Origin of the sequence: Aliirhizobium wenxiniae, assembly GCF_014201355.1 — a bacterium.
In the GTDB taxonomy this organism is placed as follows: Bacteria; Pseudomonadota; Alphaproteobacteria; order Rhizobiales; family Rhizobiaceae; genus Neorhizobium; species Neorhizobium wenxiniae.
In genome coordinates this window covers 59,416-84,097 of the sequence record NZ_JACHEG010000003.1, presented here as the reverse complement: position 1 = coordinate 84,097, position 24,682 = coordinate 59,416, and the positions used below count along the sequence as shown (strand labels likewise).

At 60.1% G+C, this 24,682-nt stretch carries 23 protein-coding genes and 1 pseudogene; 12 read left to right on the top strand and 12 right to left on the bottom strand.

Going from position 1 to position 24,682, the window contains the following annotated elements; all coding sequences use genetic code 11:
- Positions 1–9: 9 nt before the first annotated feature.
- Entirely contained in the window at positions 10–714 is a 705-nt protein-coding gene (locus HNQ72_RS15900) for a GntR family transcriptional regulator (protein WP_183993234.1), read from the bottom strand.
- Positions 715–812: 98 nt separating this feature from the next.
- Here HNQ72_RS15900 and HNQ72_RS15895 point away from each other — a divergent pair, with 98 nt between their 5' ends.
- Positions 813–1,970: an LLM class flavin-dependent oxidoreductase gene (locus HNQ72_RS15895; protein ID WP_183993233.1), complete on the top strand. Its 1,158-nt coding sequence runs from the start codon at positions 813–815 to the stop codon at positions 1,968–1,970.
- Positions 1,971–1,973: 3 nt separating this feature from the next.
- On the opposite strand, the gene HNQ72_RS15890 is transcribed toward HNQ72_RS15895, so the two are convergent.
- From HNQ72_RS15890 to bglB, 7 genes are all read right to left on the bottom strand, one after another.
- Positions 1,974–3,071, bottom strand: a complete 1,098-nt coding sequence (locus HNQ72_RS15890; RefSeq protein ID WP_183993232.1) for an ABC transporter ATP-binding protein — start codon at positions 3,069–3,071, stop codon at positions 1,974–1,976.
- Positions 3,072–3,080: 9 nt separating this feature from the next.
- A complete protein-coding gene (locus HNQ72_RS15885) occupies positions 3,081–4,133 on the bottom strand; it encodes a carbohydrate ABC transporter permease (protein WP_183993231.1) in 1,053 nt (350 codons plus the stop codon).
- Entirely contained in the window at positions 4,133–5,137 is a 1,005-nt protein-coding gene (locus HNQ72_RS15880; RefSeq protein WP_183993230.1) for a carbohydrate ABC transporter permease, read from the bottom strand. Before HNQ72_RS15880 ends, HNQ72_RS15885 begins: the two co-directional genes overlap by 1 nt.
- 227 nt (positions 5,138–5,364) lie before the next feature.
- Positions 5,365–6,633, bottom strand: a complete 1,269-nt coding sequence (locus HNQ72_RS15875; protein ID WP_183993229.1) for an ABC transporter substrate-binding protein — start codon at positions 6,631–6,633, stop codon at positions 5,365–5,367.
- Positions 6,634–6,688: 55 nt separating this feature from the next.
- Complete coding sequence (locus HNQ72_RS15870) at positions 6,689–9,169, bottom strand: hypothetical protein (RefSeq protein ID WP_183993228.1); 2,481 nt, start codon at positions 9,167–9,169, stop codon at positions 6,689–6,691.
- A gap of 14 nt (positions 9,170–9,183) precedes the next feature.
- Entirely contained in the window at positions 9,184–10,020 is an 837-nt protein-coding gene (kduI, locus tag HNQ72_RS15865) for a 5-dehydro-4-deoxy-D-glucuronate isomerase (protein ID WP_183993227.1), read from the bottom strand.
- The gene (gene bglB / locus HNQ72_RS15860; protein ID WP_183993226.1) at positions 10,017–11,111 is read right to left on the bottom strand and encodes a beta-galactosidase BglB; all 1,095 of its coding nucleotides are present in this window, start codon (positions 11,109–11,111) and stop codon (positions 10,017–10,019) included. Before bglB ends, kduI begins: the two co-directional genes overlap by 4 nt.
- Before the next feature lie 141 nt (positions 11,112–11,252).
- On the opposite strand from bglB, the gene HNQ72_RS15855 reads away from it, so the two are divergent.
- Together HNQ72_RS15855 and HNQ72_RS30535 are read left to right on the top strand one after the other, a co-directional pair.
- Positions 11,253–12,302 (top strand): LacI family DNA-binding transcriptional regulator, encoded by a 1,050-nt coding sequence (locus HNQ72_RS15855; RefSeq protein ID WP_183993225.1) that lies wholly within the window; start codon positions 11,253–11,255, stop codon positions 12,300–12,302.
- A gap of 205 nt (positions 12,303–12,507) precedes the next feature.
- Positions 12,508–12,761: pseudogene (locus tag HNQ72_RS30535) on the top strand (transposase); the annotation flags it as partial.
- Between the two features lie 8 nt (positions 12,762–12,769).
- Here HNQ72_RS30535 and HNQ72_RS15845 read toward each other — a convergent pair.
- Positions 12,770–14,635, bottom strand: a complete 1,866-nt coding sequence (locus HNQ72_RS15845; RefSeq protein ID WP_183993223.1) for a TRAP transporter large permease — start codon at positions 14,633–14,635, stop codon at positions 12,770–12,772.
- A gap of 77 nt (positions 14,636–14,712) precedes the next feature.
- On the bottom strand, positions 14,713–15,771 hold the full coding sequence (locus HNQ72_RS15840) for a LacI family DNA-binding transcriptional regulator (RefSeq protein ID WP_183993222.1): 1,059 nt from the start codon (positions 15,769–15,771) through the stop codon (positions 14,713–14,715).
- Between the two features lie 101 nt (positions 15,772–15,872).
- Here HNQ72_RS15840 and HNQ72_RS15835 point away from each other — a divergent pair, with 101 nt between their 5' ends.
- The 4 genes from HNQ72_RS15835 (at position 15,873) to HNQ72_RS15820 (ending at position 20,057) form a co-directional block, all read left to right on the top strand.
- Positions 15,873–16,895, top strand: coding sequence for a TRAP transporter substrate-binding protein (locus HNQ72_RS15835; RefSeq protein ID WP_112504323.1), 1,023 nt, complete (start codon positions 15,873–15,875; stop codon positions 16,893–16,895).
- A 75-nt stretch (positions 16,896–16,970) separates the two neighbouring features.
- Complete coding sequence (locus tag HNQ72_RS15830; RefSeq protein ID WP_183993221.1) at positions 16,971–17,510, top strand: VOC family protein; 540 nt, start codon at positions 16,971–16,973, stop codon at positions 17,508–17,510.
- Positions 17,511–17,517: 7 nt separating this feature from the next.
- A complete protein-coding gene (locus HNQ72_RS15825; RefSeq protein WP_183993220.1) occupies positions 17,518–18,789 on the top strand; it encodes a RuBisCO large subunit C-terminal-like domain-containing protein in 1,272 nt (423 codons plus the stop codon).
- Positions 18,786–20,057, top strand: coding sequence for a four-carbon acid sugar kinase family protein (locus HNQ72_RS15820; protein WP_183993219.1), 1,272 nt, complete (start codon positions 18,786–18,788; stop codon positions 20,055–20,057). The genes HNQ72_RS15825 and HNQ72_RS15820 overlap by 4 nt, the downstream gene beginning before the upstream one ends.
- A gap of 33 nt (positions 20,058–20,090) precedes the next feature.
- On the opposite strand, the gene HNQ72_RS15815 is transcribed toward HNQ72_RS15820, so the two are convergent.
- Positions 20,091–20,753, bottom strand: coding sequence for a hypothetical protein (locus HNQ72_RS15815; RefSeq protein ID WP_280518283.1), 663 nt, complete (start codon positions 20,751–20,753; stop codon positions 20,091–20,093).
- Between the two features lie 14 nt (positions 20,754–20,767).
- On the opposite strand from HNQ72_RS15815, the gene HNQ72_RS31255 reads away from it, so the two are divergent.
- From HNQ72_RS31255 to HNQ72_RS15800, 3 genes are all read left to right on the top strand, one after another.
- Positions 20,768–21,073, top strand: coding sequence for a CoA transferase (locus HNQ72_RS31255; protein ID WP_183993217.1), 306 nt, complete (start codon positions 20,768–20,770; stop codon positions 21,071–21,073).
- Entirely contained in the window at positions 20,977–21,219 is a 243-nt protein-coding gene (locus HNQ72_RS15805) for a hypothetical protein (protein WP_183993749.1), read from the top strand. Before HNQ72_RS31255 ends, HNQ72_RS15805 begins: the two co-directional genes overlap by 97 nt.
- An 87-nt stretch (positions 21,220–21,306) precedes the next feature.
- The gene (locus tag HNQ72_RS15800; RefSeq protein ID WP_183993216.1) at positions 21,307–22,071 is read left to right on the top strand and encodes a hypothetical protein; all 765 of its coding nucleotides are present in this window, start codon (positions 21,307–21,309) and stop codon (positions 22,069–22,071) included.
- 156 nt (positions 22,072–22,227) lie between these two features.
- Here HNQ72_RS15800 and HNQ72_RS15795 read toward each other — a convergent pair whose 3' ends face one another.
- A complete protein-coding gene (locus HNQ72_RS15795; protein WP_183993215.1) occupies positions 22,228–22,383 on the bottom strand; it encodes a hypothetical protein in 156 nt (51 codons plus the stop codon).
- A 269-nt stretch (positions 22,384–22,652) separates the two neighbouring features.
- On the opposite strand from HNQ72_RS15795, the gene HNQ72_RS15790 reads away from it, so the two are divergent.
- Together HNQ72_RS15790 and HNQ72_RS15785 are read left to right on the top strand one after the other, a co-directional pair.
- Complete coding sequence (locus HNQ72_RS15790; RefSeq protein ID WP_183993214.1) at positions 22,653–23,516, top strand: metallophosphoesterase family protein; 864 nt, start codon at positions 22,653–22,655, stop codon at positions 23,514–23,516.
- Positions 23,513–24,682 (top strand): ABC transporter ATP-binding protein, encoded by a 1,170-nt coding sequence (locus HNQ72_RS15785; RefSeq protein ID WP_183993213.1) that lies wholly within the window; start codon positions 23,513–23,515, stop codon positions 24,680–24,682. The genes HNQ72_RS15790 and HNQ72_RS15785 overlap by 4 nt, the downstream gene beginning before the upstream one ends.

The window sequence follows — 24,682 nt, the reverse complement described above, 5'->3', positions numbered from 1 at the left end:
TCCCTCCCGTTATTTCAGCCGCGACACATAACGGGCGACCGAATGGTCGATCCATGTGCGCGAAACCTCCGCCCGTTTGCCATCCTGCGCCTCGCTGACACGCAGCACCTGCAACGCCGGCTCTCCCGCCCGGCGGCCAAATATTTTTGGCGCCCATTCCGGCACCGTATCGAGACCGATGCTGTCTTCCGCCCGCACGATCCAGAGACCGAGAGCCTCGCGGTAATAGAGGTAAAGCGACTCCGACAACTCTTCCGCGCGGATGGTTTCGACGTAATCGCCGTCTAGCCAGATCTCTTCCAGCGCCGCCACCTTGCCGGACAGGAAACGAACACGCCGGATGCGATGCCCCTCTTTAGACGTTCCGAAATCCGGCAGATCGCCAAGTTTCGGCAGACGCCTCACATCGAGAATATCCGCAGTCGGCAAACCGCCGCCGTCGAGCAGTTCCAGCCGGAACATCGCATAGATGCTTTTCGGATCGCTGACGGCACGCACGTAATTGCCCGAGCCCTGCACCCGCTCCAGCATGCCGCGCGATTGGAGTTCCGCCAGCGCCTTGCGCAGCGTGCCGGTGGCGATGCCGAGCTTTTCCGACATCTCCCGTTCTGGCGGCAGTTTTTCGCCCTCGATCAGCCGGCCGCTGGCAATGTCCCGGATCAGAAGCTCGGTGATCTGCAGATAGATCGGCAGGCTGCCGGATGTCTGCTGCATGCCGTCTCCCATCACGCGCAGCCGAATTGATACACTATTGATTTACATCAATCGCAATGTTACGCAACAGGCAATCGATCTCGGGGAGGAGAATTCCGATGACCGTTGTGCCCGTTCGATCCGCTGATCTAGACGCATCCGAAGTTTCGTGGTTTTCCGCGCTCTGCTCGGATGATTACGCCTTTCTCGGCGTGCCCGACGGCGTCCTGCGCTCCAGCTTCGACCATTGTTCCGACATTGTGAAAAAGGCGGAAGCGCTGGGGTTCCGCAACATCCTCTGCCCCTCTTCCTATCAGGTCGGACAGGACACGCTGAGTTTTGTCGCCGCCTGCGCGCCGATCACCGAGCGTATTAATCTTCTCGCCGCCATCCGCTGCGGCGAAATGCAGCCGATCATGCTGGCGCGCACTGTCGCCACACTCGACCACATGCTGAAGGGCCGCCTCACGCTCAACGTCATCAGTTCCGATTTCCCCGGCGAGGTCGCCGACAGCGCTTATCGGTATCGCCGCAGCCATGAGGTCGTGCAGATCCTGCGACAGGCCTGGACCCGCGACACGATCGACCACGATGGCGAGATCTACCAGTTCAAGAACGTATCCACCGAACCCGCCCGCCCCTACCAGCAGAATGGCGGGCCGTTGCTTTATTTCGGCGGTTATTCACCGGATGCGCTGGAACTTTGCGGCGCTCAGTGCGACGTCTATCTGATGTGGCCGGAGCCGAAGGAACAACTGGCGGAACGCATGCGCGCCGTCCACGCCCGCGCCGAGGCACATGGCCGGGTGCTGGATTACGGTCTGCGCGTGCACATGATCGTACGTTATACCGAACAGGAAGCGCGGGAGTATGCCGAGCATCTCGTCTCGAAACTGGATGACGAATACGGCAAGCTGATCCGCGAACGGGCACATGACAGCATCTCGCTCGGCGTGTCGCACCAAGCGCGTGCCCGTGAACTCGCCGACCAGTTCGGTTACGTGGAACGCCACCTCTGGACCGGCATCGGCCGCGCCCGCTCCGGCTGCGGTGCCGCCATTGTCGGCTCGACGGATCAGGTTCTTTCGGAGATCGAAGCCTATCGAAAGATGGGCATTCGCGCCTTCATCTTTTCCGGTTACCCGCATCTCGACGAGGCCGAACATTTTGGAACAAAGGTCCTGCCGCAGTTAAAAACCTGCTCGCTTCCGCACGCATATGGTCGCGTGCCAAAAGAGACGCCCGCCACGCCGCTCGGCACCGGCGAACGGCGCTAATTTTTACGCACCGCTTCCCGGATGGGTGAACAGGCGGTGGCCATTGTCGTCGAAGACATGCAGGACCGGTTTCGACAGGTCGAAATGCACCGTGTCCCCTGCGTTCAGCCGCTGCTGGCCCGGCAGCACCGCCAGCAGCTTTTCGCCGCCGATATCGCCATGCACGACGGTTTCCGAGCCCAACGCCTCGACCAGATAGAGTTTTGCGGCCGGATGCTGCGGGTCGCTGCTGACTACCAGATGTTGCGGCCGCACGCCAACGGTCACCTTGTCGCCAACCTGCAGCTTCGCCTGCCCGGTCTGCAGATCCGCACGATAACCGCCTGCGAAGGTGAGCGTGGCCGAACCGGAAGACACAGCCACCACATCGGCTTTAAGAAAATTCATGTGCGGCGCGCCGATAAAACCCGCCACGAACCGGTTGGCCGGCACGTTATAAAGCTCCAGCGGCGTGCCGACCTGCTCGATCTTGCCGGCCCGCATGACGACGATGCGATGCGCCAAGGTCATCGCCTCTACCTGATCGTGCGTGACATAGATCATCGTTGACCCCAGCCGCGCATGCAGCGCGGCCAGTTCCGCACGGGTCGAGACACGCAGTTCGGCATCGAGGTTGGAGAGCGGCTCGTCCAGCAGGAAGGCCGTCGGACGCCGCACGATGGCGCGGCCGATGGCGACACGCTGCCGCTGACCACCAGAAAGCTGGCCCGGACGGCGATCCATATAGGACTCGATTTCCAGCATGCGCGCCGCTTCATTGATGCGCTCGGTAATCTCGGCCTTCGGCATGTTGGAATTTTCCAACCCGAACGCGAGATTCTGCCGCACGCTCATATGCGGATAGAGCGCATAGGACTGGAACACCATGGCAAGCCCGCGATCGGCCGCCGTCACGTCATTGACGCGTTTGCCGTCGATTTCGATCTCGCCACTGGTCACCTTTTCCAACCCGGCAATGGTGCGCAGCAGCGTCGATTTTCCGCAGCCGGACGGACCGACAAAAACGACGAATTCGCCGTCCTTGATATGCAGGTCGATATCTTTCAGAACCGCGAGTGCGCCATAGGATTTCTTGACGTCGGTGAGTTTGATTTCGCCCATCGGTGTCCCTTACTTCAGGCCGGTGCCGGCAATGCCGGTGGTGATGAAACGCTGCAGGAAAATGAAGACCAGCACGACCGGGATCATGGTGACGACGGTCATCGCCAGAATGAAGTGCCACTGCACATTGAGTTCGCCGGAATAGATGCTCAAGCCCACCTGCAAGGTGTAAAGCTCACGCCGCGACAGCACGATCAGCGGCCACAAAAAGTCGTTCCAGCGCCAGACGACCGAAAAGATCGCCAGCACGGCGAGCGCCGGTGCCGTCAGCGGCAGCACGATGCGCCAATAAATCTGCCATTCCGATGCCTTGTCCATGCGCGCCGCATCGATCAGCTCGTCGGGAATGGTCAGCATATATTGCCGCAGGATGAACACCCCGGTCGGCGTCGCCACCGTCGGCAGGATGACACCCCAGAGGCTGTTGAACAGGCCAAGCGACGAGATGATCGAATAAAGCGGCACCATGATCACCGACAGCGGCACCATCAGCGTCGCAAGGATGACCAGCATGGCGAGCGAACGCCCTTTGAACTCGTATTTCGACAGCGCAAAGGCCGCCATGGAATTGACCACCAGCGTGATGACAGTCGCCACCACCGTCACGAACACCGAATTCCACAGGTAACGCAGGAAATCGAAATGCACGAAGGGTTCGGTATAGTTGTTGGTGGCGAACGACATGGTGCGCACCGGCGTGCGGTCGTTGATATTGACCTTGACGATCTCGCCCGGCGCCTTGGGATCGACCATCTGCGCCACCAACCCGATACGCCGCACTTCCGCCAAAACCCGCGTCGAACCGTCCGGCATCCTGGCGTCATAGAGCATCAACGGCTTGTCATAGCCTTCCACTGTCGCCTGGCTGGTGACATAAGGCAGGATCGACGGCGGGAATTCGGCAAGCGCCGCCGGTGTTTTCAGCGAGGAAAACACCAGCCAGACGGCAGGGCCGAACATGATGATCAGGCCTCCGACCAGCCAGACCCAGGTAAAGATATCGGTCCAATGCCAGCCCTTGCCACCCTTACGGCGCAGGATGAAACGCGCGACCTTTCCCATCAGCGTTTCCCCTTGTTTTCGCCGCGCTTGCCGATGCCGAGCTGGATCAGCGTCAGCACCACCAGCACCGTGCCCATTAGGATCGAGGCGGCAGCCGCCAGACCCGGATTGCGCAGTACCGAAGCAAAGCCCGTTTCATAGATATATTGGGTCAGGAACAGCGTGCTTGTGCCCGGCCCGCCGCCGGTCAGCACGTAGATTTCGTCAAACACCTGCACCGACTTTATCAGCGCCAGCACCACGACGACGAGAAGGTTTGGCGCCAGCAGCGGCAGTGTGATGCGCCAGAAGACACGCGCCGGCTTGGTGCCGTCCATCTCCGCCGCCTCGTAGAGATCCTTCGGGATCGCCTGAAGGCCGGCCAGAATGATCAGCGCGTAAAAACCCATATGCGCCCAAAGCGACACGCCGATCGTGGCGGCAAAGGTCCAGTTGCGGTCGGTCAGCCATGTGTATGGATCCATGCCGAACTGGTAGAGGCCGAAATTCAAGAGGCCCTGCCGCTGCAGGATCCACTTCCAGATCAGCCCGACCACAACCGGCGACAGCAGAACGGGGAAGAAGAAGACGGCGCGCCAGAAGGACCGGGCGGCAAGTTCGCGATTGAGGATCAGCGCCGTGATCAGCGCCGTCAGGATCATCAGCGAGACCTGCAGGACCACGAACCAGAACGTGTTGCCGACGGCGGTCCAGAAGGCATCCTCCTGGCAGGACATCGGATCGAGATAGTTCTGGCACTCGAACAGGCGTGAATATTGATCGCCGCCGACAAAATCGCGCTCGGAGAGGAAAAAGGCGGTGCCGCCAGTCATCGAGTAGACGAAGTTGATGACCAGAGGCAGCAGCACGAAGATGCCGAAGATCAGCATGTTCGGTGCCAGGAAAAACGCCGCCATACCACCGATGCCGGTCGCCTTCTGCAGGCGGCGCAAGGGCGCATCGATGATGCGCATGACGGCGTTGATGGGGCCTAAGAGGAGGCTGGAGAGAGATGGTGTTGTCATGCTTTGCTTGATCTCCCGCCGACTTCGCGTTTCGTGATTTGCCCCTCATCCGGCTGCCGCCACCTTCTCCCCGTTCTGACGGGGAGAAGGGCTTTGTGGCAACGCCTTGCCTCGAATTTATAGGGCTGAGCTGGGCACGTCCCCTCTCCCCGTAATGACGGGGAGAGGTGGAGCGCAGCAAGCTGCGCTTTAGGTGAGGGGCAACCTTTCAGCCGTAGCTGATGCGGTTACTTACCCGCATCCTTCACCTTCTGGGCGATATCCGAATCGATGCGCGTGAACGCATCATCGATCTTCAATTCGCCCGCCAGCGTCTGGCCGATACGGGTGACGATCGCCGCATAAACCGTGTCGGACCAGCGCCAGCCCGGCAGTTTCAGCGCGGCTTCAGATGTCGTCTTGGTGGACTCCACGAAGACATTCAGCGCGGCCTTGGCCTGCTCATTGTCCGACTTGAAATTGAGGCCACCCTTATCGACCACGGCCTTGTTGCCGGGCAGGAACAGCGTGCGCTCGGAAAATTCTTTGACGACTGCTTCCTGCGCGAACCAGTCCATCACGGTCGCGACGTCCTTCTGGTTCTTGGTGTATTTCACCGCGACGAGTGCCGCACCACCCGGCATGCCGGTGCAGGCGGCCGGGCCACAGGGGCTGCCGACAGCAACCCAGTCAAAGTTGTTGCCGATCTTGGTGGCAAGGTTCGCCACCTGCCAGGAACCGGAATAATAGAAGGCAAGCTGGCCGTTGATGAAATCGTCGGCTGCCGCGCGATAGGTGCTGCCGGCAGCAGACACCCAGACATCCTTGCTGACAGTGCCGTCACCAGCCCAACCGACGAACTTGGTCAGGTAATCCTTGGCAGCAGCGTCCAGCGGCGCAGGCTTGCCGTCAGAGCCGATATAATTGGCACCGTAGGACAGAAGCGGCGCAGTGATGCGATGGCCGGAACGGTCGATCGCCATTGCGAACGGCACCTGCTGGCTTTCCTGCACCTTCTTCGAAGCGGCTGCCCAGTCTTCCCATGTCGCCTTCGGGCCGGGGATCGGCACGCCGGCCTGATCGAACAGGGTCTTGTTGGCATAACCGCCGGTCAGTGTGATCTGCGTCATGAAGCCGGAAATCTGGTTGGAACCGTCCGGGCGCATCCAGTCGGCCTGGCTGCCGTAATTGTCGTCCCAATATTTGGCGTCCTTCACCAGCGGGCGCAGGTCCAGCCAGTGTTTGGACAGTTCCTTGATGGCGGTGACGCGGGCAATATCCGGCCCGTTGCCGGCTTCCAGCTGCACCGGCAACTGTTCCTTGATGACGCTATAGGCGACATTATCGAGAATGACGTTGATGCCGGGGTTTTCCTTCATGAAACGCCCGACGAGGTCCTTCATCACCTCGCCTTCAACGCCATCGGAATACCACATGATGCGCACATCGCCGGCATGGGCCGCCGTCGAGGTGAGAAAAGCGAGCGCGAGGCCCGTAAGAAGCGATCTGGTCTTCATGCGCATTTTCCTCCTCTGATGGACTAAGGCCTCCCAACCCGTCCGTTGACCACAATCAGGCAGCAAGCATGTTTGCTTCGCCCTTCACGCTGTAATCTTTCCGCGCGATCACGCGGCCTTCTGCCTCCACCGTTCCATCGGCACGGAAAGACACGCTACCATATTCCGGGTCCTCGACAACGATCGTGCCATCGGCACCATGCTCAGCCGACAATCCGGAAAACCGGTTTTCCACCGAGGCAATATCACCGGCCTCGCAGACCCTTACGATCCAGCGCGTTTTTTGCCCGTATTGTCGCAGTTCCGCACCGGCAGACGGTCCATCACTGGTCGCATGCAGATCGGACCCGGCACGCAAAAGCACGGCCCCCTCACCCGAACGGGCGAGTGCCAGACTTCCCGAGACGCGGCTTTCATCGAACTCGGCGGCCGGGAACCAGGCATGGGTAAAGTCCGGCTGTTCCTCGTAAGTGGTGAATTCCAGAACGGCGAGGCCGCGATATTGCTGCACGCGCGGAATGGTGCCGCAACCACCCCAATAGGACGGGCGCCCGTAACCGAACTGGATGGTTTCGCCCGGATGGTTGATCCAGATCGCCGCTTCCGGTTTTTCGCCGATGCGCAAATGCAGCACGGTTTCCTGATAACCCCATTCGTCCCAGCGGTAATGCACCGTCGAGCCCATGGCGAAATGCCTGCCTTTGTAATGATAAAGCGCGGCAAAGGAATTTTCGCCCTGCGCGAAACGCCATTCCTGATGCCGATCACCCTGATGATCGGCAATCGCTGCAAACTCTTGCGGGATCACCAGACCATGGTCGCGCAGGCACACCGCCATCTGCGGTAGGCAATGCACACGGCGGCCGTAGAAACCCTTGCCCCAGAGCAGGCGGGCAACCGCCGAAAGCTCCAGCGAGCGACCGGCGCAGAGCGTGTGTTCGTAAGACCGCCCCTGCGCCGCCGTGACCATGCCATGATGCGCCGAACGCGCGATGATTTCGGCAAGCCGCACGATCCCGACCTTGGCGCGATCCGCGATATCATTATCCGGCGAAAGCGCCGCCAGCGCCGTCAGGCCCTTCAGATCGATCGGGAAGTAAGGAGCCGAATTGAACTCCGCCATTTCCCAATGCTCGAAATGGTCGAGCCATGCCCGCACTCGCTCCGCGCCAACTTTTGCCTGCTCCGAACCCTTACGGCCGGAACGGACAAAAGTGGCTTCCGGGAGAAGATGACCAGCGAGATAAGCGGATGTGTGGAAAAGCAGTGCGTGGTTTTCCGAAAAATACCACTGCACGTCATTGCCCGGCTCATCCATCCAGTAACGATAGTTGAGGATGGCGGCATCGATGCGGGCGCGCGTCTTTTCGTTGATATCGCCGCCCCATGTCGTGCGCGACCAGATCAGCGGCACCAGCGAAAAATCGGCGCAGTCGTGGCAATCCTCGATCGACGGCAGGATTTCCTCGATCATCGCGTCGGTGTCAGCTCCACCACGACCGCTGGCCAACCGGGCAAAGGCGCGCACCGTATCGCGCTCGGAATAATCGGACACTTCGGTCAGCGTGTCGGTGATACGCTGCGCCAAGGAAGCCGAGGCATCGCCCTGCCGCGCCGCATGGCAGATTTCCACGCCCACGGAACGGGAAGCGACAAAACCACCGGCATTCAACGTCACGCGCAGATGGCGGAAATCCGCCGGCGCATTTTCCGACGCGCCGACATTGAGGCTGCCGACACCGGCCGGAAGTTCGAAATCGTAATCGAACCGCTCAAGCGACATGAAATCGCCTTCGATGGCGACATTGACCTTGGCTTCGACCGGCAAGGCCTTTGCAAACAGAACGGTAATATCGCCGCCAAAATAATGCTGGCGATCGAGATGCATGCCGTCGAGCGCTTCTTCCAGACTGTCCGCTACGCTACCTGCCACCGGGACCGGCAGCGCGACATTGACGTCGGGACCAGCGAGATAATCGAACTGGTAGAAATAACGGGCATCACGTTCGGCGAGATCATCGAAAAACAGCACGATCTCGTTCAGACCGGCGGTCAGTTGCAGTTCGAATTCCTGCTTGGCTTCGAGATTGCGGCTATAGGGCGCCATCCAGCCGACTTCCGAACCGTTCAGCCACAGAACCGCGCCGCCGCAGGTGCCGAGCCGGATCTTTGCCGTGCCGGCTACCTCCGCCTCGATATAGGTGCGTGTCCATGTGGCCAGCCGCGTCGGGCGGAACCAGAAGCCGGATAGATCGAGCCGTGGTGAACCGAAGGGCAGCCACCAGCGTGACGCCTCGAATTCACCGCGCACATCCGGCCGCTTGCCACGATAGGTCTCGGCAAAAATGGTGCGGCAGGGATATTCGTGCGGAATGAAGTTCTTGACCTTGGTGAGGAAGAAGAACGGGTCCATCTCGCCCTTCATCGGCGCGTCGGGCACGTCGAACCGTTCCTCGGCGATGCGGCCAAGCTGCCAATAACGCACGGAGTCGCCCGGCTTCAATGTCTTGCGCATCCAGTTCTGTTCCGGGTTCATCTTCGCCTGCCGCCTTATCTGAGTTCGCTTAAGGCCACCGGGGCCACGTCGTTATACTCCTGGTTTTCGCCGGTCATGCCCCAGACAAAGGCATAGGCATCCGTGCCGGCGCCCATATGGATGGACCATGCCGGCGACAGCACCGCATCAAGATCCTTGACCAGCAGATGCCGGGTTTCCTCCGGCCGTCCCATCAGGTGGATGACACGCTCTTCCGGCGCGAGGTCGAAATAGCAGTAGGCCTCCATGCGCCGTTCATGCAGATGCGGCGGCATGGTGTTCCAGACACTGCCTTCGGCAAGATCGGTAATACCCATCAAAAGCAGGCAGGAAGGCGCCACCTGCGGGTGGATATACATCCGCAAATTCCGCTTGTTGGAGCGTCTGGTTTCGCCGAGATCGAGCGGCTTCGATTCCGCCCGATTGATCAGCCGATGCGGGATATCGGCACCGGCCGGAACCGAATTCATATAAAACCGCGCCGGCCTGTCAGTAGAATGGCTGGCGACCGAAATCTCCTGTGCACCCCGGCCGATATAAAGAATGTCGCGATTTTCCAGTTCGAATTGTTGGCCATCCACCGTGATCGTGCCGGCACCGCCCAGATTGGCAACACCCATTTCGCGGGCGGAAAGAAGATACGGCGTGCCGATATCCTTGCCCGAACCAAAGGTCAGCGTCGCATCCAGCGGCACCGCGCCGCCGAGGATCAGACGGTCAACATGGGTATAGGTAAAACTCACCTCACCCGGCTGAAAAAGGTCCTCGACCAGAAATTCCTTGCGCAGCCGTGCCGTATCGAATGCCTTGATGTCATCCGGGCCGGCGCCATACAGAACCTTCATCGTCATGACGTTTCTCCTTCGACATGGCGCAGCGCCTCGGACAGGCAAAGGATCGCCAGCGCCTGCCCGTAACCGGTCGGCTGGATCGGGATATCCCGATAGAACTGCAGGTCATGGCCCATGCGCGTGCCGTAGGACACGTTCAGCACGGTGCCGCTGTCATCGATATTGGCGAGCAAGGCCTCAACAGCCCGCAAACCGGCAGCTTTCCATTCCGGCGTGCCGAGCCCCAGCCGATGCCCTTTGAGCAGGCCGTACCCGAAACCGGCCGTCGCCGAAATTTCCTCATAGGAGGTCGGATCGTCGAGCAGCGTGCGCCATGCGCCGGATCCGGTCTGTGTTGTCAGCAGCGTAGCGACCTGCGCCACCAGTACGCCGGTCAGAAATTCCTTCACCGCTGCCGGGATATCGGCGAGATCGAAAAGATCCAGCATACCGGCGGTGATCCAGGCATTGCCGCGCGCCCAGCGGGCTTCTGCGAAATTATGGTGTCCCTGAAACGTCCAGCCATGGAACCACAGCCCGGTCTTTTTGTCGGCCAGATAACGGGTATGGACGAGAAACTGTTTGACCGCCTCGTCGACCAGTTCGGTGCGGCCACTCGCCTGTCCGTAGGAGGCAAGGAACAGCGCCACCATGTAGAGCGTGTCGTCCCAAAGCTCGTCGTCATTGACCTTGTCGGACACGTGATGCGCAAAGGCGCCTTCCCGCGTGCGGCCCATTTCGGTGATGGCGCGGTTTGCCCATGCATCCAGCACCGGCTGCCAGCGCGGATCGCGGGTTTCGCGCCAGAGAACCGAAAGGCCCAGCATCGGCGCTGTCGTGTTGACGTTCAGCTTCGGCAGGCCAGCCTCGATGCGGGCGGCATACCAGTTCTCGATCAGAATTTTGAGGTCGTCGCGACCGGTGAACTGCCACATCCGGATCAGGCCATAAAGGCCGACGCCCTGCGGCCATTCCCAACTGTGGAAGGAAATGTAATCGCCGGCCGAGCCATCGAGATTGGGTTCGTGAAAGCGACCGTCATCGCGCAGGCCGGTCATGCCGGTGACGAGCAGATCGAGTTTTGCACGGATATGCCGGGCTGAAAGGCCCATCGTCACTCCTCCTTCCACCCTCTCGCGAAGGCAGTCCTCCAATCCGCTTCTCCCGAGCGGTGACGGGATGTAAACATCGGATTTGCGATTGCGCAATCTGAAAATTTTTTGCAGTCTGATGACGATTACCGGAGAGGATCGATGGCGGACGCAGCACTTCCCAACAAGCGCGGCAAAAAAAGCCGGCGTGTGCGGCTGGAAGATATTGCTGAAAAAGTCGGTGTTTCGCTGAGCACCGTGTCGCGCGCCCTGACTGGCGAAAAAGGCGTGCGCCACGATATCCGCCAGCGCATTCTGGAAGCGGCAAAAGACGCCAATTATCCGATGCCGGCGCCCGTGCCGGGCAAGAAGATCGTCATTGCCGCCTCCAGTGCCGCGATGATCGATTACGTGCGCAACCAGTTCACCCTGCATGTTCTGGAGGGTGCACGCGACCGCGCCCAGATGCTTGGCCTCGACATCATCACCCGCCCGATTGCCGACGCCAGCGACGAACGCTCTGTCCTCGACGAGGCGGGCAGCGATCCCGACGTGACGGGCCTCTTGTTCCTGACGGTGGATGACGAACGCATGCTGGCGGCTACCCGCGCCTTCGACAAGCCGGTCGTGCTGATCAATGGCGACGACCCGCATATGCGGCTGTCGAGCGTCACGCCCTGCAACCGCTCCGCCGCGCAACTTGCCACCGACCGGTTGCTCGATCTCGGCCACCGCCGCATCCTGTTCCTGATGCGCCCCGGTCGCCGCACAATCGAACGCCGGCAGGAAGGTTTCTGGGACGCATTACGCCATCGCGGCATCACGCCGACACCGGACATGACCGTCACCGTCGATGACTGGCTGCCGGAACTGGCGACACAGGCGATCACTGAGCGCATCGTAGCCAGAGGCCTCGATTTCACCGCCATCCTCACCGCTGGCGACAGCCTTGCGGCCGGCGCCATGATGGCCGTGCAGCAGGCGGGTTACAGCGTGCCGGAAGATGTCTCGGTGATGGGCATGGACGACCTGCCGCAGGCCGCTTTCCTCAACCCGCCGCTCAGCACCGTGCATATCCCCATGCGCGAAATCGGCATGACGGCGGTCGACCTGCTGCGCGATCTCTGTTCCGGCGTGCCGGCTCTGCCGCGGCGCATCGAGCTTGCCTGCCATGTGGTGGAAAGACGTTCGGTCGCCGCAACTAACTCCTAAACGGACTGGAGCTTTTCGGGCGACCCATCTGCCAGGAGCAACGCCCACATTCCTGTACCACCAGATGACATCCCCGATGAGGATAGAAGCGCAATTCTATCTTCAGGGAGGGGCTTCCGCCTCTTCACACCGTCACCTCCCAGGCTACGAAACCGGATCCGGTGATGTTGACGGTGTGTGGTCACTCTCCTGGAACGAGATAGCTATGCGCCGTCACGAACTGAGCGATGAAGAATGGACCATTATCGCGCCGCTACTTTCGATCAGCTGCCGTGGAGTTGAGCGAGTTGCGAACACCCGGTGATCAACGACGTCCTCTGGCGCTTCCGGACCAGCTCGTCATGGCGCGATGTGCCGGAACGTTATGGGCCCGTGCACCACACTTTATCCAATCGCTTTTCTCGCTGGCGCAAAGCAGGTGTGTGGGATCGTCCTCCTGATGCGGTTTCTAAGCGCTACCCGTTCAGCTAAAGAAATGCGGTAGATAACATCGGGAACACTGCGATCAGGAAGAGGCCAATGAGCAGCGCGCCGATATACGGCCAGATCGCCTTCATCGCTTCGTCCGGCGCAACGCCACCGATCTTGCAGGCAATATAGAAGCCGATGCCAATCGGCGGGGCAATCAGGCCGACATTCATCGCCGTGACGACAACCATAGAGTAGTGCACGTCGTTGATGCCGAGGGTTTTGGCAATCGGGAACATGATCGGCGCCATCAGCACGATCGCCGGAAGGCCTTCCAGCACACAGCCGAGCACCATGAAGATCAGGACGGTCACGCCCATGAAAGTGAGCCAGCCACCAGGAAGGTCCGTCACCGCTTGCGCCAGCTTGAAGGCGAAGCCCGTCTGGGTGAGTGCCCAGGCCATTGCCGAGGCGCAGCCAAGAATGATCAGGATCGCGCCGGACAAGGCCGCAGTCTCGACCAGCATGCTGTAGAGTTTCTTGAGGCTGATGCCGCCATAGAGTGTTGCGCCGATAATCAGCGCATAGAGAACTGCGATAGTCGAGACTTCGGTAGCAGTTGCCACGCCGCCGCCGACGGCGCTGCGGATGAGGAACGGCAAAAGCAGGGCCGGCGCCGCGATGACGATCGCCTTCCAGATTGCTTTGACGGAGGCACGCCTGACGCCTTCCATCGATTCATGCCGTGATTTCCATCTGGCGAGAACGGCCAGCACCAGCAGGAGCACCATGGCGATGGCAAAGCCGGAGGTGAACAGGCCGGCAATCGAGACACCTGCGGTCGAGCCGAGCACGATCAACACGATCGAGGGCGGAACGGTTTCGGCCATTGCCGCGCCGGTCGCCAGTAGCGCGATCATTTCCGGTGGTTTGTGGCCGCGCCGTTTCATCTCCGGAAATAGCGCCGGCGCGACCGTCGCCATATCGGAGACCTTTGATCCGGAAATGCCCGAGACGAGAAACATGGAACCGAGCAGGACATAGGACATGCCCGCCTTCACATGACCCAGCAGCGAGGCAAGCACTTCGACGATCGCCTTGCCCATGCCGGTCGCGTCCAGCACGCAACCAAGAAGGACGAAAATTGGAACAGAGAGAAGAATGATGCTGGACATGCCCTCATCCATGCGCCCGATGATGACGAAGGTCGGCATGGAGGTGGTGAAGGTCAGGAAGGACAAAGCCCCAAGACCGAAACAAAAAGCGATCGGCACGCCCATGGCCAACAACAGGCCCACGCCGAAGACGAGGAAGATGACGATATTCCAGTTGCCGAAATAGGCGAATACCGGCTCGAGCGCAAAAAGCGCACCACCGGCCGCTCCAACCAGAACCGCTGCGCCGATCAACATCCGGGCGTTACCGATGCGGACCCCGTGGAGAATGACGGTAGCTAGCATCAGCGTCAATCCGACGGGCAGCGCCGAAGCGCGGTAGCTCATCGGGATCAGCAGAGACGCCGATGTCACATAGCTCTCTTCAATCGCGTAATCGAATGCGGGATAAAGTAGGCTGCCGAGGAAAACGGCGGTGAGAAGCAGACCGACAGTCGCGACGAATGCCTGTTTCCGTTCATCGAGAAGATGCAGAAAGACTGTCAGGCGCAGGTGTTCATGCCGATCGATGGCGATTGCGGCACCAAGCATGGCAAACCAGAGAAACGCGAAGGATGCGCTTTCATCCACCCAGATGAGCGGCGACGAGAACACATAGCGTGCGGTCACGCCGACCAGCAGGATCGCGATGATGAATGTCAGCAGAGCCGCACAGATAATCTCGACCGGCCGCATCCAACGCGAGCCCGGTACCGACTGCTGAAGCTCCATTGCCGGCAGGTCGTCCATCACTTCGGAACTCATCGCCATCTCTCCTCCTCAATGGCAACCGGATCGCCAACTCCACCTCCTCCAGGCTTAAGCGGCGGTCCGGGTCTAATGCAGGTTCACGGCAGGTTCTCCCGGAAGATCACCTCGCTGCGCAGCGGGTCGATATCCTCTTCGGCAGGCCTGCCTTCTCGTAGATTGTTGAAGACCCGGATAGCGCGATTGATCGTCTCGCCGGGGTTCTGGGTAATCACCGCATCCATGGTGCCGTCGATCAGGAATGCGCGGGTATCCGGCGTCAGGCCATGGCCGATGAAGACCAGGGACTGTTCCCGCCGCGCATCCTTGATTGCCTTGCCGACACCGCTCGCGCCGCCACCAATGTTGTAGATGCCGGCAAGATCCGGATGCTGGCTCAGCAACATCCGCATCTGCCGGTAGTTGAGCGCCTCATCATCGTGGCCCTCACGGATGCCAACGACCTCGATATTCGGATGGCTTTCCCGCAGAACATGAAGAAAGCCCATCTCGCGCTCCTCATGAGCCCTGTAGCTCAGGCTCCCGGCGATCATCGCGACCTTGGCCGGCGTATTGCCGACAAAACGCGCTATCAGATATCCGGCCAGCCGCCCGATCGACCGATTGTCGAGACCGAGATACATCGAGCGCTGGGCATTGGCGATGTCGGAGATCAGCGTTACCGTCGGCACGCCCTTTTCCGCCAGACGATTGACCGCTTCGCGCACCGTCGGATGTTCGAGCGCCATGAAGGCGATGCCATCGGCGGATTTCCCATGCCTCAGCATTGCAGCGGCCAGCGCATCCGGGCTGAAGCTCTTGATGTATTCGACTGTCGGCTTGATGCCGTTCTTTTGGAAAAGCGGTGTCTGCTCAACAACCAGTTTGCCGAGATGAGTGAGATAACGGTTGGTCCCGGCCGGAAGCAGGAACGAGATATTTGCCGGCGCGGTCGCTGCCGTCTCTCCCAGCAGATCGCCTTCGACATATCCGAGTTGCGCGGCCGATCGCATCACGCGCTGCACCGTCGGCGCACGAACACCCTGGCGCCCGTTCAGCACACGGTCGACGGTCGCCGTCGATACACCGGCATGTTGGGCAACATCGACAATCGTCGGGCGCCGGCTGATTTCAGACTGTTCAGTGGGCTCTAACAGCATCGAAACACATCAAATTACATCAGATTTCACGTTTGACTTCATCATTCATATGATTGATTTTCGTCAATGGGAAGAGACTTTTTTCATAAGGGAGGGAACAGATGAAAACGACATTGAGCCGCCGCACGCTCCTTAAAGGGCTGGCCGCTGCACCGGCCGCGGGCGCCGTATTTTCGATTCCACGCCTTGCTGGAGCAGCTGAGATCCAGCTCCGCTATGGCAACAACCTGCCGCTCAGCCATCCGCTGAACATCCGCGCCAAGGAAGCAGCCGACCGGATCGCGAAGGAAACTGACGGCAAGGTTGAAATGCTGATCTTTCCGGCAAACCAGCTCGGCGGCGACACCGATATGCTGTCGCAGGTTCGCGGTGGCGCGCTTACCTTTTTCACACCTTCCTCGCTCGTCATCGCTACGCTGGTGCCGACCGCGGCTCTCAATGCCGTCGGTTTCGCCTTCAAGGATTATGCGCAGGTATGGAAGGCGATGGACGGCCCGGTCGGCAAGCTCGTACGCAGCAAGATCGAGGGCTCGCGCCTCTATGCGCTGGAAACCATGTGGGACAACGGCTTCCGCCAGACGACCACCAGCGGCAATGCGATTACCAATGCAGATGGCATGCAGGGCCTGAAGATTCGCGTGCCGGTAAGCCCGCTTTCGGTCGACATGTTCTCCGCACTCGGCGCATCCCCGACCAGCCTGCAGTTCAGCGAAGTCTATTCGGCTCTACAGACAAAGGTGGTCGATGCTCAGGAGAACCCGCTGCCGATCATCCAGGTCGCAAAACTCTATGAAGTGCAGCAAAACTGCGCACTCTCCAACCATATCTGGGATGGCTACTGGTTCATCGCCAACGGCCGGCAGTGGTCCGATTTGAAGGACGACGTAAAGACGATCGTGGCACGTGCAATCAACGAAGCCGGACTGCAGCAGCGCCAGGATATCGCCGCGCTGAATGCGGGCGTACAGGCAGATCTCGAGAAAGCCGGCATGACGTTCAACAAGGTCGAGACGGAGACATTCCGCGCCAAGCTGAAGACGGGCGGCTTCTATTCCAAGTGGAGCAAGGAATTCGGCGACGAAGCCTGGGGCGCGCTCGAAAGCGTCGTCGGCTCACTCGCCTGATCCTGACATATACGGCGGCAGGCAAATACCTGCCGCCCCCATCAATTTCAATCAGAATTACGAGCAAGACATCAGATGAGCCGTTTTTTTGGAAAGATCCGCCAGGCGGGTTATGTCGTGGATGATATCGAAGCGGCGATGCAATACTGGAGCGATACGCTGGGCGTCGGTCCATTTTTCTACAAGGAGCGGGTTCCGATCGTGAACTACCGCTATCGCGGCAAAAGCTACGAGCCGCACAATTCGGTGGCGCTGGCCAATTCAGGCGAGCTGCAGGTCGAGCTGATCCAGACCCGCAATGACGTGCCTTCGATGTACAAGGACTTTCGCGACGCAGGACATCGCGGCCTGCAGCATGTCGCCTACTGGACCGACACTTTCGATGCAGATCTCGATCGGCTGACACAGCAGGGCTACAAGGTGGTGATGGAAGGCGAAGTCGGTGAGAACGGCCGCTTCGTCTATTTCGATACGCATTACCATCCCGGTACCGTCATCGAACTCTCGGAAGTCGCAGGTCCTAAGGGTCGCATGTTCGACGCGATACGCAAGGCGTCGGAAGACTGGGACGGCAACGCCCCGGTTCGCCCCTTCCCCGACCTCTCGAAGATCTGAGGCTCCCGTGACGGATACGCATTTTACGGCGGATTACCTGATAGAGACACCGCTTCCTCTCGAGAAAGTGGCGGAGATCATGGCCGGGGAGCAATCCTCCGGCACGTTCATCCGTGTCGCGGGAGAGACGGACGATCTGCGCGCCCGCGCGCGTGCGGAGGTACTCGGGGTGGTCGACTTGGGGGAGATCGACCACCCGACACTGCCGAGCGCCTGGCTTATCCGCCGCGGCATCACCACCAGGCCGCATCGCGCAACCGTCAGGATCAGTTTTCCCATCGACAATATCGGCGTCAATCTTGCCGCACTTGCCTCAACGGTCGCCGGTAACCTCTACGATCTCGGCGAGGTCACAGGTCTTCGGCTGGAAAACATAAACCTGCCGGCCTCCTGGCGCCGACGATACCTTCTGCCGAAACAGGGCATTGCCGGCACGCGCAGACTGACAGGCGTTGCCGAAGGGCCGATGATCGGTTCGATCATCAAGCCGAATGTGGGATTGACCCCGGAAGATACGGCGAAGCTGGTCGGGCGGCTCTGCGATGCCGGTGTCGATTTCATCAAGGATGACGAGATTTCCGCCGATCCGGTCCACGCCCCCCTTGCCAAGCGTATCCCTGCCGTCATGGCAGTGGTCAAACGCGTGGAGGACAGGCTCGGGCGTCGCGTCATGATCGCCTTCAACATTACCGATGAAACGGATGCCATGCGCCGCCATGCCGATCTGGTCGAGAGTGAAGGCGGTACCTGCGTCATGGCCAATCTCAACTGGTGCGGCTTTTCGGCAGTCGAGACGCTTCGGCGTTCGACCGATCTGGCGTTGCACGGCCATCGCAACGGTTTCGGCGCCTTGTCACGCTGCGATGTTCTGGGCATCGGTTTCGGTGCCTATCAGGTCCTCTGGCGACTGGCCGGCGTCGACCACATGCATGTCCATGGACTCGACGGCAAATTTGCCCAGGAGAACAGCGAGGTCATTGAAAGTACAGCCATGTGCCTGACCGCACTCGACGATCAGTCAGACGACCGCGTGCTTCCCGCGTTTTCGTCGGGCCAATGGGCAGGCACCGTCCCTGTCACATGGAAGGCGGCGGGCGGTGACGACTTCCTGTTCATGGCGGGAGGCGGCATCATGGGTCACCCGGGCGGCCCCGCTGCGGGCATCGAAAGCATCCGTGCGGCCTTTCACGCCATGAAGAATGGCAAGACGCTGGAAGACGCCGCCGACACATCGGAGCCACTTCGCAAGGCTCTGGAGTTCTTCGGTAAGGCCGCATGAGTGCCGATATCAACGCTCCCTTTTACGGCTGGTATGGCGACGACTTCACCGGAGCCACGGATACGCTGGCGACACTTTTCAGCAGGGGCGCGAAGGCATTCCTTTTCCTTGGCGTCCCCTCGTCCCGCCACCTCGCGATGGCCGGCGCACTCGATTCCGTCGGCATAGCCGGTTCGGCGCGCGCCATGACGCCAGACGCCATGGAAACCGAGCTCCGCCCGGTCGGACAATTCTTCGCGCGATCGGGCGTAAAAGTGCTGCACTACAAATGCTGCTCGACCTTCGACAGCGCCAGGAATGTCGGCAACATAGCAACTGCAATGACCGTCCTGCGCGGTTTCGTCGATCAGCGGCAGGCCGTGATCCTCGGCGGACAACCGTCCCTCGGCCGCTATTGCGCCTTCGGTAATCTCTTTGCCTCGATCGGAACGGAAGCAACCGTCCATCGCCTCGACCGCCATCCGACCATGAGCAGGCATCCCTCGACGCCGATGGCGGAAGCGGATCTCAGACGCCACCTGCAGCAACTCGGGGCCGACGCCGTCGGGCTTGTCGATTGGACCATGCTGGAAAACGACCGGCCTCTCGCCAGTGACGAACCGAACATTCTCTTCGATGTCCTGACGCAGAAGCATCTTGCAGCGATCGGGACTGAGCTGAAACACCGCGCGCGGCAGGGTTCACTCCTTGTCGTCGGCGCAAGCAGTGTCGCGGAGGCCATTTACGGCGACCGATTACCCCCCGTTGTCGGGCCACAACCGACGCATACCGGGCCGGTGCTTGCCATCGCAGGCTCGCTCTCGCCGTTAACGCGCCGGCAGGTCGAGGCCGCGACATCCTTTATCCGCATCAGCGCCGATGCCGGCAGGCTCGTTGAGGAGGAAAGCTATCGCGAAGGCATGGCGACGCGGATCGGCTCGGCCCTCAGGGACGAGCGCAATGTGCTACTGTCGACTGCGCCGCAGGATCCGGCTTCGATTGCGAGCGCGGATACGCGGCTGGCGCAAACGGTCGGTCGTTTTGCGGATCGATTGCTGAGCGAAGTTCCGGTCCGACGCCTGATTGCGGCGGGAGGCGATACATCTAGCCATATGGCAAAAAACATCAACCTTTGGGGTCTCGCCTATGGCGGTCAGCTTTCGCCGGGTGTCGCGCTTTCGATCGGACGCAGCGACGATCCGCAGCGCGACGGAATAAGCCTGATGCTGAAGGGCGGCCAGATGGGAAGCATCGATCTCTTCGACCGGTTTGCCGCTGGCGCTACGTGAGCACTTGTTGGCGGTGATTAGTCGCGCACCCCGTCAATTGCACACCATCGTCTTTTCAGCCGAAGACTGCATGTCATTGCCGCATTGGCAGGTCTCCCGGTAAAATCGGTTCCGAGAAGTTTTCCCGATACCCGGATTGAAACTGTTGGTCGGATCGAGCGACCTGTAATGCTCCGCCAGTGCCGGCTTGGCGCGGTAGATATGCCCGACATTATGCTCGGCAGGATATTCCGCACCGCGCGCATCGAGACGCTCCAGCATCATCTCCTTCAGCCGTTTGACGTCCGTTCCTGGCTTGACGATGTAATCCTGATGTAGGACGTGGCAGAGGAAATGTCCGTAATAGAGCTTCTTTTCGACATGCTGGTCGATTTCTGCAGGTAGCTGCTCGAACCATTCGGCATCGTTGCGGCGCAACGCGATGTCGAGCGCAAGAACATTCTCGCGCTGCAGTCCGTGAACCGCAGCGTAGCGGATGGCGGCGCCCGCTGCAGCGAACCTATGCAGCATCGCCTTTTTGCCTTCCTCCGCATCACACAGAAACCAGGAATCAGGCCCTACATTCCGGTTCAGCGACTGTTCCACCTCGCCGGCCATATCTCCCGGAATTTTCAGAATGAGGTGATGTTCGAAAGCCTGGCGATAGGCAAGCATTCGCTTGGGCAACGCTTCGGGTAGAAGATCGGCTACTGGCAGAACAGGGGGCCGAGGTGATCAAAGTTCAGCCGCCGATCGACGATTGGGTTTACCCACTATGGATGGATATCAGCTGGGGCAAAAAGAACATTCTCCTCGATATCAAGAGTGGATATGGCAAGGCAAAATTCGCCAAGCTTCTGCATGACTCTGACGTATTGATCAACGGCATGCGGCCGGAGGCTCTCGGGCAACCGCTACGCCAGCGCTGGTGTCTTTGCTCATGGACTGTTGGAGGCGCGGCCCTTATGACAGCTTCGGCGCGGGCATCTATTACAACGCGATCAGCCCCGACCTTAAAAACAGCATCAAAACGCTGACCGGCGGTGTAGGCGACGTCAAGGATGAAAAGGGCATGGAAGTCTTCTATGACTTTGCCTTTATCCCTGCCATGCGGCTGATCATCCCCTTGCCACCCGCGTCGCCGAAAACGAGAAGGCGACGGACGTCCTCACCGCGCGAATGACAGTTTCCCGGTGAATGCAGAACGAGATCGGCGCGTGAGCATCTTTCAACGACGGATGTGCATTTCGGCAAACTTCAGGGGCAAATCATGGGTGTTTGGAATGCTTTAGGCATCTTCGGTCTCAACATATTGATTGTAGCGGATGCACTTCTGGCGAGCGCGCCGACGTCCCACGCGCAGCAGCCTCCGGGTTCCGGTAAGACCGAGACGGAGAGCGTGAACAGTTCAAACAATCCGCTTGACCCATTATTCGTCGTCAACCTCCAAAACTACTATATCCCGAAGCTTGAAGGTCTTACCGACCGTCACGCCAATGTAACCATCTTGCGTGCGTTGACGCCCTTCGAGATCGGAGGTGCCGGAAATCTGCTCCGCACAAGCGTTTCGCTCGTGGGACGACCTGATGTCGATGGGGCATTAACAAAAGGGATCGGCGATCTTACGTTGTTCGATATCCTCGTCATGCAGACGGAGCCCTTCGGCTGGGGGCTTGGACCATTGCTGGTGGCACCACCGCTGAGGAGGAGCGATACGGGTGCTGGCAAGTGGCAGGCAGGCGCTGCAGCGGCCTTCACTGCTCCTCAAGACTGGGCCTGTTCGGGAGGCTCGGGACCTATCAGCGGTCATTTGCGGGCAACGGAGCACGACCTGACGTCAGCACCGCGACCATCCAACCGTTCCTGTTCTTCAATCTCAGTAACGTATTTTATCTTCAATCTACTGGCGCCTGATCGATGGATTTCAAAAACCGCGACTACTACACGCCGATTGGGCTTGGCGTCGGAAAACACTGGGCTCTTACTACTTCTTTGTCGATCGACGCCTATGTGGAACCGCAATACAGTGTCATAGCGACAGGTGGTGGCGTACCGCGGTGGCAGATCTTTGCCGGGCTGAACTTCTAGTACGCGCTTTCAGGGCTGAAGAGTAGATCCGGTGATTAGGTCTAAGGCACGATCTCAAACCCGCCTTGATCTACAGCCGCCTTCGTCATCAATGCGGGAGAGATCAATCGCTGCCACCAACGACTTTCGCCACACGGTCGGCGTGAATATCAAGATCTTTCACGATTCCGGCGGGCCGCATCGAAAGGCCGTATGTTTCTTCAGGAGGGGCAATCAACCTGATGATGACCACTTTTGCCTTTGTTGGAAATTCTGCCAATACCGTCTCCTGAATGTCGGAGGAAGATTAGCGACAGTTCGTGTCGTGGCACAGTCGATATACGACACAGAAAGCGCGTTACTCCGTCATTCAGAAAATCGTCACCAGCAAGCCCTTCCACCGGGCGTTGCGCCGCCGTGAAGCTTTTATGACTAAAATGAAAAGCAGGTGGAAAGGCTTGTTACGGGCCTGACACAAGCAGGCACTAAGAGGCTCGCAACACAGCGGGCCGGAATGCGGCTCGCCCCGAGACAGCCGGAGTGCCGACCATGAAAGTCATCCAGATCACCGACACCCATTTCAGCCCGGAGAAGCCTCATTTCAACGGCAACTGGGAACCACTTCTGACCTGGATCGAAGACCAGAAGGCCGACCTTATCATCCATACCGGCGACCTTTCCGTCGATGGCGCCGACAAGGACCATGACATTACCTTCTCGATGGATTTGATGCGTCAGGCGACGGCGCCGATGCTGATCGTTCCCGGCAATCACGATGTCGGCCATCTGCCGGGCTCGCACCAGCCCGTCAATGCCGAGCGCCTGAAGCGCTGGCGTGATCTCGCAGGAAGCGATCGCTTCATCGAGGATGCGAACGGCTGGCGTTTCGTTGGGCTCAATGCGCTTCTTGTCGGTCACGAGGAAGAAGAAGAGGCGCAGTTCGAATGGCTGCGGACCGCATTTGAAGAGCGTAACGGATGCCGGCTGGCGCTGTTTTCCCACAAGCCGCTGTTTGTCGACGAGCCGCAGGAAGGCGATACGGGGTACTGGGGTTTCCGCCCCGCCCAGCGCCAGCGTTTCTTCGACCTGATGGCCGAACATGACGTGCCGCTTTTCGCCAGCGGCCACCTGCATTGGGCCTGGACGGGCAAGTTCAAAAACACGTCGATCGTCTGGGGACCTTCGGCCGCCTTTATCATCGATACGCTGGAGCGCGAAATGCCGGGCGAGCGACTGATCGGCGCGGTCGTGCATGAGTTCGGCGACGAGGTGACGAGCGAGATCGTCGCAGTGCCGGGTACGACGGCCCATTACATCGATGACGTCATCCACGAAGTTTACCCGCAATCTGCGCCCAAGGGCGGTCCGGCGGCGAAGTCGCATCGCTGGGTGAGCGAGGAGGCCGCGGAATGAGCGCGCTTACCCTCACCAACATCCAGAAATCCTTCGGCGGCAACCAGATCCTCAAGGGTGTCAGCCTCGATGCGCAGCCGGGCGAGTTCATCGCGCTGGTCGGCCCGTCGGGCTGCGGCAAGAGCACGCTTCTGCGCATCCTCGCCGGTCTCGAGACTGCCGATAGCGGCGATATCGTCATCGAGGGGCGCGAGGTGAGCCAGGTCCAGGCTGCCGACCGCAATATCGCGATGGTGTTCCAGTCCTACGCGCTCTATCCGCATCTGACGGCGGCGCAGAATATTGCCGTGCCGCTGGTCATGCGCCGGCTGACGCGGACGCAGCGCATCCCGTTCGTCGTGCCGCTGATGCCGGGACATCGCAAGGCTGTCGCCGATATCCATCGCGACGTGCGCGAGATGGCGGCATCCTTGAAGATCGACCAGCTTCTCGACCGCAAGCCGGGCCAGATGTCCGGCGGCCAGCGCCAGCGCGTGGCACTGGCCCGCGCCATGGTGCGCCGTCCGGCCGTGTTCCTGATGGACGAGCCGCTGTCCAACCTCGACGCCAATCTGCGCGTCCATGCGCGCGGCGAGATCGTCGAATTGCATCGCCGCGCCGGCGTGCCGACCGTCTATGTCACCCATGACCAGGCGGAAGCGTTGTCGATGGCGGATCGCGTGGCGGTGATGATCGGCGGTTCATTGCTGCAGCTCGCGCCGCCGCAGGTCATCTACGACGATCCGCAGCATATCGAGGTGGCGAAATTCGTCGGCCAGCCGCGTATCAACCTCATCGCCTCGCAGGTGGAAGAGAACGGCATCATTGCGCTCGGCGCCGAGCGTTGCGTGCTCGCCGATCGCAGCCTGCCGGCCGACAGCCAGGTCACGCTCGGCATTCGGCCGGAATTCGTGCAGGTATCGCGTTCCGGCGAGGCGGGTCTTCCGGCCCATGTCGATCGCATCGAGTTCCTCGGTTCGGAAATCATCGTCTATTGCCGCCTCGACGGGATAGGCGAAACGATGATCGCCAAGGTCACACCGGCCGAGGGTGCAGGGCTTGCCTCCGGCGCGCCGGTGCGTCTGTCGGCATCTGCTGAGCATATCTTCGTATTCGGTGCCGATGGCACCCGTCTGGCTTCCGCTCCGCTTGCCGAAAACGCAATCAGGGAGGCGGTGCATGGCTGA

Bases quoted from the DNA above. Each gene is read 5' to 3' on its own strand.
- HNQ72_RS15855 (WP_183993225.1), top strand. From the start codon at position 11,253: ATGGCGGACGCAGCACTTCCCAACAAGCGCGGCAAAAAAAGCCGGCGT.
- HNQ72_RS15895 (WP_183993233.1), top strand. From the start codon at position 813: ATGACCGTTGTGCCCGTTCGATCCGCTGATCTAGACGCATCCGAAGTT.
- HNQ72_RS15880 (WP_183993230.1), bottom strand. From the start codon at position 5,137: ATGACAACACCATCTCTCTCCAGCCTCCTCTTAGGCCCCATCAACGCC.
- HNQ72_RS15890 (WP_183993232.1), bottom strand. From the start codon at position 3,071: ATGGGCGAAATCAAACTCACCGACGTCAAGAAATCCTATGGCGCACTC.
- HNQ72_RS15820 (WP_183993219.1), top strand. From the start codon at position 18,786: ATGAGTGCCGATATCAACGCTCCCTTTTACGGCTGGTATGGCGACGAC.
- HNQ72_RS15800 (WP_183993216.1), top strand. From the start codon at position 21,307: ATGGGTGTTTGGAATGCTTTAGGCATCTTCGGTCTCAACATATTGATT.
- HNQ72_RS15790 (WP_183993214.1), top strand. From the start codon at position 22,653: ATGAAAGTCATCCAGATCACCGACACCCATTTCAGCCCGGAGAAGCCT.
- HNQ72_RS15805 (WP_183993749.1), top strand. From the start codon at position 20,977: ATGGACTGTTGGAGGCGCGGCCCTTATGACAGCTTCGGCGCGGGCATC.
- HNQ72_RS15830 (WP_183993221.1), top strand. From the start codon at position 16,971: ATGAGCCGTTTTTTTGGAAAGATCCGCCAGGCGGGTTATGTCGTGGAT.
- HNQ72_RS15885 (WP_183993231.1), bottom strand. From the start codon at position 4,133: ATGGGAAAGGTCGCGCGTTTCATCCTGCGCCGTAAGGGTGGCAAGGGC.
- HNQ72_RS15835 (WP_112504323.1), top strand. From the start codon at position 15,873: ATGAAAACGACATTGAGCCGCCGCACGCTCCTTAAAGGGCTGGCCGCT.
- HNQ72_RS15875 (WP_183993229.1), bottom strand. From the start codon at position 6,633: ATGAAGACCAGATCGCTTCTTACGGGCCTCGCGCTCGCTTTTCTCACC.
- HNQ72_RS15900 (WP_183993234.1), bottom strand. From the start codon at position 714: ATGCAGCAGACATCCGGCAGCCTGCCGATCTATCTGCAGATCACCGAG.
- HNQ72_RS15840 (WP_183993222.1), bottom strand. From the start codon at position 15,771: ATGCTGTTAGAGCCCACTGAACAGTCTGAAATCAGCCGGCGCCCGACG.
- HNQ72_RS15870 (WP_183993228.1), bottom strand. From the start codon at position 9,169: ATGAACCCGGAACAGAACTGGATGCGCAAGACATTGAAGCCGGGCGAC.
- kduI (WP_183993227.1), bottom strand. From the start codon at position 10,020: ATGACGATGAAGGTTCTGTATGGCGCCGGCCCGGATGACATCAAGGCA.
- HNQ72_RS15845 (WP_183993223.1), bottom strand. From the start codon at position 14,635: ATGGCGATGAGTTCCGAAGTGATGGACGACCTGCCGGCAATGGAGCTT.
- bglB (WP_183993226.1), bottom strand. From the start codon at position 11,111: ATGGGCCTTTCAGCCCGGCATATCCGTGCAAAACTCGATCTGCTCGTC.
- HNQ72_RS15785 (WP_183993213.1), top strand. From the start codon at position 23,513: ATGAGCGCGCTTACCCTCACCAACATCCAGAAATCCTTCGGCGGCAAC.